The sequence below is a fragment of the Pseudomonadota bacterium genome (assembly GCA_030775045.1).
In the GTDB taxonomy this organism is placed as follows: Bacteria; Pseudomonadota; Alphaproteobacteria; order JALYJY01; family JALYJY01; genus JALYJY01.
Genome location: JALYJY010000016.1, coordinates 9,648 through 20,537, shown reverse-complemented (window position 1 = coordinate 20,537; position 10,890 = coordinate 9,648). Strand labels below are relative to the sequence as shown.

General features: G+C 59.2%; 13 protein-coding genes. 4 read left to right on the top strand and 9 right to left on the bottom strand.

The features are described 5' to 3' along the window. A partial coding sequence (locus M3O22_02600) for a tRNA lysidine(34) synthetase TilS (GenBank protein MDP9195649.1) occupies positions 1-261 on the bottom strand: 261 nt, incomplete at its 3' end. A 538-nt stretch (positions 262-799) separates the two neighbouring features. Between M3O22_02600 and M3O22_02595 the strand changes: the two genes are divergently transcribed. Then, positions 800-2,119 (top strand): hypothetical protein, encoded by a 1,320-nt coding sequence (locus tag M3O22_02595; protein MDP9195648.1) that lies wholly within the window; start codon positions 800-802, stop codon positions 2,117-2,119. A gap of 26 nt (positions 2,120-2,145) precedes the next feature. On the opposite strand, the gene ybgF is transcribed toward M3O22_02595, so the two are convergent. The 7 genes from ybgF to M3O22_02560 form a co-directional block, all read right to left on the bottom strand. After that, a complete protein-coding gene (gene ybgF, locus M3O22_02590) occupies positions 2,146-3,003 on the bottom strand; it encodes a tol-pal system protein YbgF (protein ID MDP9195647.1) in 858 nt (285 codons plus the stop codon). 143 nt (positions 3,004-3,146) lie between these two features. Continuing rightward, on the bottom strand, positions 3,147-3,647 hold the full coding sequence (pal, locus tag M3O22_02585) for a peptidoglycan-associated lipoprotein Pal (protein ID MDP9195646.1): 501 nt from the start codon (positions 3,645-3,647) through the stop codon (positions 3,147-3,149). 134 nt (positions 3,648-3,781) lie between these two features. After that, positions 3,782-5,113, bottom strand: a complete 1,332-nt coding sequence (gene tolB / locus M3O22_02580) for a Tol-Pal system beta propeller repeat protein TolB (GenBank protein MDP9195645.1) — start codon at positions 5,111-5,113, stop codon at positions 3,782-3,784. Further along, on the bottom strand, positions 5,113-5,976 hold the full coding sequence (locus M3O22_02575; GenBank protein MDP9195644.1) for an energy transducer TonB: 864 nt from the start codon (positions 5,974-5,976) through the stop codon (positions 5,113-5,115). The genes tolB and M3O22_02575 overlap by 1 nt, the downstream gene beginning before the upstream one ends. Beyond that, complete coding sequence (gene tolR, locus M3O22_02570; GenBank protein ID MDP9195643.1) at positions 5,976-6,425, bottom strand: protein TolR; 450 nt, start codon at positions 6,423-6,425, stop codon at positions 5,976-5,978. Before tolR ends, M3O22_02575 begins: the two co-directional genes overlap by 1 nt. Positions 6,426-6,427: 2 nt before the next feature. After that, positions 6,428-7,111 (bottom strand): protein TolQ, encoded by a 684-nt coding sequence (gene tolQ / locus M3O22_02565; GenBank protein ID MDP9195642.1) that lies wholly within the window; start codon positions 7,109-7,111, stop codon positions 6,428-6,430. Further along, the gene (locus M3O22_02560; protein ID MDP9195641.1) at positions 7,111-7,578 is read right to left on the bottom strand and encodes a YbgC/FadM family acyl-CoA thioesterase; all 468 of its coding nucleotides are present in this window, start codon (positions 7,576-7,578) and stop codon (positions 7,111-7,113) included. The genes tolQ and M3O22_02560 overlap by 1 nt, the downstream gene beginning before the upstream one ends. Before the next feature lie 87 nt (positions 7,579-7,665). On the opposite strand from M3O22_02560, the gene M3O22_02555 reads away from it, so the two are divergent. From M3O22_02555 to M3O22_02545, 3 genes are read left to right on the top strand one after another with little or no spacing between them, the layout of a single operon-like run. Next, complete coding sequence (locus tag M3O22_02555) at positions 7,666-7,998, top strand: hypothetical protein (protein ID MDP9195640.1); 333 nt, start codon at positions 7,666-7,668, stop codon at positions 7,996-7,998. Between the two features lie 8 nt (positions 7,999-8,006). Continuing rightward, entirely contained in the window at positions 8,007-8,342 is a 336-nt protein-coding gene (locus tag M3O22_02550) for a hypothetical protein (GenBank protein ID MDP9195639.1), read from the top strand. Positions 8,343-8,402: 60 nt separating this feature from the next. Further along, on the top strand, positions 8,403-9,785 hold the full coding sequence (locus M3O22_02545; protein MDP9195638.1) for a tail fiber domain-containing protein: 1,383 nt from the start codon (positions 8,403-8,405) through the stop codon (positions 9,783-9,785). Positions 9,786-10,073: 288 nt separating this feature from the next. Here M3O22_02545 and M3O22_02540 read toward each other — a convergent pair. Then, positions 10,074-10,890 (bottom strand): site-specific DNA-methyltransferase (locus M3O22_02540; protein MDP9195637.1); only part of this gene is annotated, 817 nt, incomplete at its 5' end.

Genomic DNA, 10,890 nt, shown 5'->3' with positions numbered 1-10,890 from the left:
GATATGTTCAATGCCGCGGGCCGAAAGCCACTCATGGACCTGGGTTGCTTCCCGGTCTGACCCGGGCCGCAGGCCATGGTCCACGGTCATAGCCAGGATCCGGCCGCCCAGGTTGCGGGCCCAGAGATCCAGCAGCAGGACCAGAGCCATGCTGTCCGAACCGCCGGAAACGCCAACCGCGATGACCGGATGGCGCTCAAAAGGACCAAAGGCATCCATCCATGTGGAGAATTCTTCGGGTGTGAGGGGTTGGGGGGGCATAAACGTCTCTTAATGTTCCTTAATGTCTCTTGATGTCACCATTAAAGCACCTGGGGAGGGACATAAAAAACTGTTTCTGTGCAAGGGTTTTTTCGCCAAACGTCCCTTAAGGTCTCCATTTTGGGAGTTTCGGGAAAGAGGGACGTTAAGGGTGCTGTGGTTAACGTCGCGGGAGTGTATGCAAAAGTCATCATTTGTAGACATTTCCGGTTGCCTTTTCCCGCGCCACACTTCCCTCTCCCCATTGTGGGAGAGGAAGGGGCCAGCACCGAGCAGGTGCGGGAGGGTGAGGGGCCTTCGGAAAGCCAGGTCCTTTCGGGTTGAACGCCCCCCCACCCTGATCCTTCCCCACGATGGGGGGAGGGGGTGGAGTTGCAACTGACGTAGAGGATGAAAAAAACTGACCGCTGTACCCACGTTATTCCTCCATAACAAAAACCCGGTCCTGTATATAGGAAAATGGTCCTTTTGTCAAGGGGTGCGCCCCGCCGGGAAAGGGCAAGCGGGTGGGTTTTTATTTTCATCCCGGAGATGCTATGTGATTCCGGAACAGAAAATTCCGGAGGACGCCATGGCCAGTGCAGCAACAGACACCTCAGCCTTTGACCAGAACGCAATCGCCATTGAGCTGGGCCAGATGGGAACGCAGCGCGGATATGAGATTTATGAGCTTCTTGAGCAAAAAGCCGCCATGCTGACCCGGCGGTTTTCAGAAGATTCTGCCCCGGTTCTGGGCGATTCTCTCTGGCGCGCCGTTCTGGATCTGACCTGCTCTCATGGAAGTCCCGATGTGCTTTGGGCATTCCTGACCCTTGTTGATGGAATGCAGAAAAAGGGAAAATGCAGGTTTTCCGGCGGCGATGTCATAAAACTGGCTCGCCAGAGCACCGTTATTTTCCGTGGCAAGTGGGGGCGTCTGTGCCGTGATATTATTGGCCGTCTGGAGGAGGAAAACACAGACCTGCCTTCGGCAAGGATCGGGATCTATATCCCGATTCTTGAGAATTATTTCAGGACGGAAACCGGCCCCCAGGAGCCGGAAGTCCGGAAACTGTATGCCGGATGGATCCGTGACGAGGCTGCCCGCAATCCAGGTTGCCTGCAATATGCGCATATCAGGGATATAGTGCCCAAAATTCTCAGGGAGCCTGTATCTGCTGTCCGCGAAATCCTTCTGGATATTGTGGGGATCTATGCAAAAACGGTAGCCAGGAATGAGACCAGGGATGCGGAGGGACAGGTTCCGGAAAACTCGTCACCGGATTGGAAATCATCCTGTGGGATGGTGGACACTGCAGTATTTTTCTGTCTGAAACTGGTAGACCCCTGGGTGTCTTCGGCGCCCTGGGAAGCACTGTTCCCTGTGGAGGCCCCGCAAGCCACCCGTCGCGTGGAAATCCTGCAGGTTCTGGCAAAGGAAGCGCCAGGAATCTTTTTCGGGAAACATGTGACAAAGCTGGTCCATGATATGAGGTACCTTTCTTATGATGATGAGGAAGCCTTTTATATGCATGATGATGATAAATTCTTCTTCGGGATCCTGGCGGCCCTGGCACGACACAATGTGCGCCTTGTTCTGGACAGTATCCCTCCTGAAGAATCAGTCTTCCTGATCGATCGGGCAGTCGAGAAGTCAACAGACCCTGTTTCGGGAAGTGCAGCATGTGCTCTGGTCAGTGCCATTCTGGAACAGGCCCCGGAACGGATATCGGATCAGAATATCCGCACTCTGAGGCAAGCCTGTGAGAGGGCAACAGATGAGACCCGGGAGAATCTGGAAAAGGTTCTCGAGGCAATGCCGGAACATCTGGCGAAGGCTTCGGCTGACCTGGGTCCACAAGGCGCACTGAGAGCCTGAAGACCGGTTTCAGGTAAAAGAGACGCTCACCCGCACTTCAGGCGGGTGCGTTCCTGTTCGGCTTTTGCGCGGGTGGCTTCCGGGCCATCGGGGAAATTTTTCTTCACCAGGCCCAGGGTGCGGCAGGCTTCCTGCCTTTTGTTCAGCTTGACCAGGGACAGGCCCAGCTTCAGCAGGTTGTCGGGGGCTTTCTGGCTGTCCGGGTATTTCTCGAACCCCTCGCCGAATGCCAGGGCGGCCTCCGGGTACATGCCACGCACGTAATAGGTTTCAGCCAGCCAGTACTGGGCGTTGCCTGTCAGCTCGTGCTGCGGATTGGCGGCGATAAAGGCTTTCAGGGCATTTTCCGCGGCGTTGTAGTCGGCCTGGAGCAGCAGGGCATAGGCGTTGTCATAGTCTTTCCGGGGATCGCCCGTCAGGGCGGCGGGTGCCTGTCCCCCGGCCGGAGGATAAGATTGCTGGCCGGTAAAGGGAGAGGGTGTTGCCGTGGCTGGCGGCGGCGCAGGCGCAGCGACGGGGGCATGGGTCGCTGCCTTTTTCTCCAGTTCATTCAGCCGGAACTCCATATCCCGGGCGGCTTTTGCCTGCGCGTCCTGGAGCTTGCGCATGCTGAACTGGAGCTCTTCCACGCGGCCGGTCAGCTTGCTGGTTTCCTGTTCCAGGCGGGTGAGGCGGTCCTCATAGCTTGTGCCTGTGCCGGTTCCGGGGGGCGGGGGTTGGCCCTTGTAGACAGCCTGGTTCAGGGTCCGCAGCTCGTTCTCAAGGCGCATGACCCGGTTGTTCATGGACGTGACATCCACAGTCTGGGCCATGGAAGGCCCGGATACCATGCAGCACAGAAGGATTGCAGCAGCCGGGACCAGCCGGAAGGAGAGGTTTTTCATGGGCGTCTCGTTGGATATGTCAGGGTGATACAGGGAACCGAGGCTACACTGACCGGACAACGGGGCAAAAATGTGGTGCCCGGAAACAAAAACGCCGCCCGGAGATCCGGACGGCGTTTCTGCAGTTCTTCAGACCTTGCAGATCAGTTCACAACCGTGACGCCACGGCGGTTCTGGGCCCAGGAAGCATCACCGGAACCTGTGACGGCCGGACGTTCCTTGCCATAGGATACTGTGTAAACGCGGGCTTCGTTGACGCCCATGGAGACGAGATAGTTCTTCACGGCGTTGGCGCGACGCTCACCCAGCGCCAGGTTGTATTCGCGGGTGCCACGTTCGTCGGCATGTCCCTCAACGGTGACGAAAACACCCTGGTTCTTGCGCATCCAGCTGACCTGGCGATCCAGGGTTTCACGGGCTTCGGCCGAGAGGTCATAGCGGTCATAGCCGAAAAATACGCGGTCACCGACGTTCTGTTCCAGATCAGCGATGACCCGGGCACGTTCCGCCTGGGACAGGTTGCTGCTCATGCCGGAATAGCCGCCGCGTCCGCCTGCGTCGGCCGAACCGGAGTCAGTGCCGGTGGACTGGCAGGCAGCGAGGAGAAGGACAGAGACTGCAAGGGCAATGTATTTCATACGCATGGGGGGTTTCCTTCTGGATATTGTTATGTTGCGGATGGGCGTTCGACAGGGGCGACACCATCAAGACAGGATGTGCAGGACGCCATCCGGATGCTCTCAGGTACCGATTCGTTCTGCAAAGTAAAACGTTATTGTCACGGAATCAAGGGTGACCATGCAGGATCGGATGCATCCTGCGGGGTCGGCACCTGGCGCAGGTTGGCGCCCGTCAGGTCAACAGAGTACAGCCGCGCTGTCCTTCCCTGGCGGTTCGAGCCGGAGGGCGTTTCGCTGAAATACATCAGGACACGCCCGTTGGGAGCCCAGGTCGGTCCTTCCACATGGAAGGCATTGGCCAGCATCCTCTCCCCGGTTCCGTCGGGCCTTATAACGCCAATATAGAACTGTCCGCCATGGATCCGGGTAAAGGCAATCAGGTCGCCGCGCGGGGACCAGACGGGACTGCCATAGCTGCCCTCGCCGAAGCTGATCCTGTGGGGATTGCCGCCGTCGGCGTCCATCACATAGATCTGCTGGGATCCGCCCCGGTCGGATTCAAAGACAATCTGCTTTCCGTCGGGAGCGTAAGAGGGGGCCGTGTCAATGCCCGTGCTGTCCGTCAGGCGCGTCTTGCGGCGGGTGCGCAGGTCCTGGGTATAGATGTCCGTGTTACCGTCAGATGCCTGGCTCAGGATCACCCGGTTGCCGTCGGGCGAGAAGCGGGGGGCAAAGGTCATGCCGGGAAAGTCTCCCAGAAGCTCCTGGCGGCCCACGTCAATGTTGAAAAGATAGACCCGGGGTTTCCGGTTCACATAGGACAGATAGGTGATTTCCCTGGCTGTGGGGGAAAAGCGGGGGGTCAGGACCAGGTTGCGCCCGTCGGTCAGGAACCGGTGGTTCTGGCCGTCCTGGTCCATGATGGCCAGGCGCTTGACGCGGTTGTCGGCCGGTCCGGTCTCGGAGATATAGACAATCTGGGTGTCGAAATAGCCTTCTTCCCCTGTCAGGCGCTTGTAGATCTCATCAGAAATAATGTGGGCAATGCGCCGCCAGTTGCCCGGAATCGTGGAATAGGCCAGACCCGTCAGCTGCTGTTCCGCCACGGCATCCCACAGGCGGAACTCAACGCGCAGGTTCCCGTCGGCCTGTTTTTTCACGGTACCGGTCACCAGGGCCTGGGTGCCGATGACGCGCCAGTCGGCAAAGCGCGGCTGCTGGCTGGCAGAGGCATCCTGGATAAACGATGCGGGGTTGAGGGGCTGGAACAGGCCCGAGCGTTCAAGATTCGCGGTGATGACCTTTGAGATATCCTTGCCTGTTGTGGATTCCTGGGGGCCAGACCCCTGCATGTCCGTAATGGCAATGGGCATGGGTTTCGGGTTGGCTTCGTCGATGACGATCTTCAGCTCGGCCAGTGCCGGGGCGGGAAGGCCGGGCAGCAGCAGGGCCAGCAGGACAGCGGCAAGGCGGACAGTTTTTCTGGTCATTACAAAAGCTCCTTCGGGTCAAACTGGATCGTCATTTTCTGCCACGTATCATATTTTCCGGGTGGCAGGAGTAAAGGCTGACACTGGAGAACCGCCCTGCGGGCCGATTCTGCCGCTGTCCGGTAAAAGTTGTCGGACCGGGACCGTCCGGTGTCGGAAATTTCCGCGGACTTTACGGTCCTGTCCGGGTTGACCTCGACGATCACGTCCACAACAAGGTTCTGTGCGTCCTTTGCCCCGGCCGGAAAGTTCCAGCAGCCCACAAGCTGGCGCTTGAGCGCGTCCATTTCGGACGTGCTCAGCCTGTCGGACGCCAGGGCCGGGGTCCGGGATGTGGAGGCGCCGGGTGTGGCGGCTGTTTCCGGGCTCCTGTCCGCCTCAGACATGGGACGTGGCGTTGGCTTCAGGTCGCGCAGGCCTTTCATGATGCTGGCAAGGCCATCCTCGTTTTTCTTTTCGGGGACAGGCTTGTCCGGCTTTTTTTCAGCAGCAGGTTTTTTCTCCGGTGGCTTCTGCGTGCCTTCCTCTGACGGAGGGGCCGGCACAGGCTTTGGCGGAGGCTCCGGTTTTTTTGGCTCCGGCTTTGGTGGTTCCTGTTTGGGTGGGGGAGGGGCTTTTGGCGGCTCAGGGTCAGGTTTTTTCGGCTCGGCCGGCGGTTTCGGCGGTTCAGGAACCGGCGCCGGACGCGGGACAGGCTTTTCCGCCACGCGGGTATTGGTCACCTCGGCAATGTCGAAAATCTCCACGGGGATGGGTGCTGGCGCTTCCGGATCATTCCGGGGAAACAGCGGCAGGCTGACCATCAGCAGTCCCAGGACCGCCCCGTGCACCGCAAGGGATATGACCAGGGACCGCCGGACCATTATCTGCGACCGCCATCAGGCAGCTGGGCCACCAGACCGACCTTCTTGTACCCGGCGGCGCTGATGCTGCCCATGACTTCAAGCATGCGGCCATAGCTGATTCCCTTGTCGCCGCGTACAAGAATGCGGGCTTCCGGATTGCTCTCGGTCACAGCTTTCAGCTTTGACGCGATACTGTCCAGCCGGACCTCGGTTTCCTGGACGAAGATGCGCCCATCCTGCTGTACAGTCACGTACAGCGGCTCCTTGTCGGCATTGAGGGCCGGGGCCTCTGTCCTGGGAAGGTCCACGGGAACCCCCACGGTCAGCAGGGGAGCGGTGACCATGAACACGATCAGCAGCACCAGCATCACGTCCACCAGGGGTGTAACGTTGATCTCGCTGTTGGGACGGTAACCCCTGTGGCGGCCGTGCCCGCCGCGCGCAGGTCCTGACAGCCCGGCTCCCATGGTCAGCCCTTCTCCTCGACGTGGCGGGTCAGGATGGCCGTGAACTCGTTCATGAAGGCATCCAGGCGGTCGGCATACTTGCTGATGTCGCTGGAGAACTTGTTATAGGCCAGCACGGCCGGAATGGCGGCCACCAGACCCAGCGCGGTGGCGAACAGGGCCTCGGCAATGCCGGGAGCCACCACCGCCAGACTGGTGTTGTTGGCCCCTGCAATGGCGGTAAAGCTGTTCATGATACCCCAGACAGTGCCGAACAGGCCAATGAAGGGAGCCACAGACCCGACCGAGGCCAGGACAGTCATCTGGCGCTCGACCCCGGCCATCTCGCGGCCGATGGTGACGCCCATCACACGCTCGACCCGGTGGTGGACGGGGATCCTGGCCGCGCCGGGAGCTGCAGCGCTGCGCTCGGTCGCGTGGCGCCATTCGCGCATGCCGGCGGCAAAGGTGGCAGACATGGGATCCGCAGGCCTTTTGCCCAGACGGTCAAACAGGGCATCCAGCGACCCGCCGGACCAGAAGCTTTCCTCGAACTGCGTGGCCGCATTGTTCAGGCGACGCAGGGTGGCCACCTTGTCGATGATGACGGCCCAGCACCAGACCGAGGCGCCCAGCAGCATCAGCATGACCAGCTTGACAATCATGTCCGCCTGCATGAACAGGGTCCACATGGATACTTCGTGCATCACGGCAATTTACCTCCGGTACCAGGAACAGCGCGGGCCAGCCCTTCCATTTCCTGTCTGGCCGCAGCGGGAATGCGTACGGGGCGACCTGTGGCGGAAAGGGCGGCAAGACGCACTTTCATTTGGGCCAGAATTGTGTCTTCAGTGCGGCCAATATCCTGCCGGAAGACGATCGTGGCGCCGGACAGGGACTCCAGTTGCGTCATGACCACCAGACTGTCATCCAGCCGGGCGGGAGCCCTGAAATCAATCTCGCAGTGGCGCACGACAAAGGACACGCCGGTTTCTTCCAGAATCTTCCGGGGCGGGATGCCGAGGCAGCGGAAAAGCTCGGAGCGGGCCCGCTCGGCAAAGCGCAGCCAGGCGGGATGATAAACAATGCCGCCCGCATCCGTATCCTCGTAATAGACGCGCACGGGGAACAGGTGGACGCTGCCTTTCAGGCGGCCGGAGGGGGGAGTATCCATTATGTTTTCCGTCTTAACCGGAGTTTAAGGATTTGTGGTCCAGATTTGTCCTGTAACAGCAAAAGCATCCAGGAAAAAGGTACAGTCATGACGAAGATTTTTGGAAACGATGCCTTTGGATCCCTCAGCGGGTTCATGAAACGGGGTGTCCTGCAGGTCGAGTTTTTTGGCTCCATGGTGGAAACTCTGGGTTCGCTCCGCTCTCTGGGAGACGTGGTGAGCAAGATCGGCCTTGCGGGCGGTCTTGGTGCAGTTATGGCCCCCGCTGCGGCTATTGGCTTCAACGAGGCCGGAGGCGTCATGGCAGTTGTTTGCGGCGCATGGATCCTGGCAAAGGCTGCCGTCGGTCTTCTGGGCGGAAAGCGGGACGAAGTGCCTGTGGCGCAGGTTCATCGTCATCATCCACGTCCTGGCATGTGAGGTAACCCATGGCCTTTTCCGTTGCCGGATATGCACTGATCGAGAACAGGGACGGCGACTGGCTGGTCATGATGGATGTGGCCGGCGATGACCCGACCACGGCGGACTTGCGGCGGATGGCGATTTCTGGCGGAAGTCTGGTCCTGGACTTCGACGCCCCCGGAAAGTCCTGGCAGGCCCGGCTGGACATAAGGTCGAAAACGGGGCAGGGTCTGGCCCGGTTTCTGCATAATGGTTCCGGGCTTCTGGTCTATGCGGCCAACGGGCAGCAGAAGGTCATGTTTGGCCCCCATCCCCTGGGAGAAATCGCTCCCGAAAGGGTAAGCCAGGCAGAGTGCATTTAGTTTCATGATTTTCATGATACAGTGCTTCCGGACAGTATATTTCAATAACGGGGTTTGAGAATGCAGCGCCTTGCCAGATCGTCCCAACGCGGTTTCACACTGCTTGAACTGCTGATCGCCCTTGCTGTCATGGGGCTTCTGTTCATCGGTATCTGGCAGCTGATCGCCTATCTGAACCAGAATATCCAGGACCAGGTTGTGGCCCGCCAGATGCGCACCATCGCCATCGGCACGCTGAGATACTCGCGGGTGGAGGGCGCCACATTTCCCACGACATGGACGGCCGTTCCCATGGCAACCCTTATTACCCAGAGATACCTGCCCTCGGGCATGGTGGGGACCAACATCCTGGGGCATACCTATACGATTGTGGTCCGCCGTGTTGGTACACAGGCTGAATCCTTCGTTCTGGCAACAGGGGCCACGGTTCCCTATACCGATACGCGCGGGGCCCGTATCTCGGGTCTGATTGATGCCGGCGGCGGCTATATCTACAGGGATACTCCCACAACCATTTCCGGGGCCTTTGGCGGCTGGAACCTGCCGGTCGGCTATTTCGCCGGGTCCGGGGTGACCCTGCGGGCCACTGATCTTGTAGTTTCAACCCGCTTTCTGGATGCCGCTGCAGGAGCAGGCGGTGGCGATGGTGAAGACGAAGACGAAGACCAGGGGCCATCCGACGAACGGTACCTGCATCGCCGGTCTGAGGCCGACAATCCGCCCGGTGCCAACCGGATGGACACCGATATCGACATGAACATCAATGATCTGAACCAGGTGGGTCGTATCAATGGCCAGACGGCAAGATTTGCTGATCCTGGCAATGCCAGCCGCTTTGTCGAGATCAATATGAACTCGACTGTCCCCAGCGATCCCAAGATAATGCGTATCATGGGTAATGGTCCCGGTTTTGGCCAGGTTGCCAGCGAAGTCATTATCCAGGGTGACGTAGGGATCGGTCAGAGCGTTAACATCGCGAATGGTCTTTATGTCCATGGCGGCGCCCACTTTACGGGCGGCGGCGATGTTGTCGTCTCGGGGGGTAATCTGATCGTGAACGGGAAAACCCACGACAACAAATATAACAGTGACCGGCGTCTGAAAAAGGATATCGTGCCGGTTCAGAATGCCCTGGAAAAACTCCTGAAGCTGCAGGGTGTTGGTTTTGCCTGGAAAGAAGACGGGACACATGATCTGGGGGTTATCGCCCAGGACGTGGAAAAGGTTTTCCCCGAGCTGGTGTACGACAATCCGGCCAACAAGGGCATGAAGGCTGTCCGGTACCATTCCCTGATTGCTCCGGTCATCGAGGCCATCCGGGAGCTGTTTGACCTGCATAAAAAGGACATACAGGACCTGAAGGATGAAAACGCCGCCCTGCGCAGGGAACTGGACGATCTGAAAAAACAGGTCCAGGGCCTGTCTTCAGGCGCCAGGCCATAGGCGTTCGACAATTGACGACATGTCCCGGATTTTTCCGGGAGTCTCTATTTCCACCGGCAGAAAAAGCCGCTTCTGTCATCCCGACCGGAGCGTAACGGAGTGGAGGGATCTCTTCTGAAGGAGATTCCTCGACTTCGCATCACTGCGTGATGCTTCGCTCGGGACGACAACAGCCGAAGGTGAATGATCCTGCCGGACAGCAAGGATCATTCAGTCGCCTGGCTCCTTCAGGATGACAATCGTTGATTCTGCATTCCTGCAGTGAAACCCGTTCCCCTGAAAACAGGATCAGACAGAATCCGACAGTATCTTCTGGCGCAGCCAGTCTATGGGTTTGATCTGGTTTCTTGCGGCCTCGAAATGCCAGAAGGTCCAGCCGTTGCAGCTGGGAAGTCCCTGCAGGGCTGCACCCACCTGGTGAATGGATCCCTTGTGGTCACCCATGTGATTTGAAGACACCAGCGTGGCATCCGCCCTGATTTTGGCCACGAACCGCTGGCGCTGGTCGAACAGCACCTGTCCGGGTTTCAGCAGGCCGGTCTCCAGAAGCTGACCAAAGGGAATGCGGGGGGCCTGGCGCTTTGTCTGCGCCTCCAGCAGCGAGGCATCGGGCACATCTGTAATAGCGTCCAGACGGTGGCGGGCATGCTGGATGTACTTCTGCTCCCGCTCGATCCCGATCACCTGCCGGCCCAGCTTTTTGGCCACAGCGCCCGTGGTTCCTGTTCCGAAGAAAGGATCCAGGATCAGGTCGCCCGGCTGGGTCGAGGACATGATGATGCGGTACAGCAGGGCCTCAGGCTTCTGGGTCGGGTGGGCCTTGCGCCCGTCGTCGTCCTTCAGGCGTTCGGACCCCGTGCACAGGGGAAAAAACCAGTCGCTGCGCATCTGCAGGTCATCGTTGAGGTTTTTCATGGCCTCGTAGTTGAACTGATACCGGCTGTTGCGGTTTTTCGAGGCCCAGATCATGGTCTCGTGCGCGTTGGTAAAGCGCTTGCCCCGGAAATTGGGCATGGGATTGGCCTTGCGCCACACGATGTCGTTCAGGACCCAGAACCCCAGATCCTGCAGGATGGCGCCGACCCGGAAGATGTTGTGATAGCTG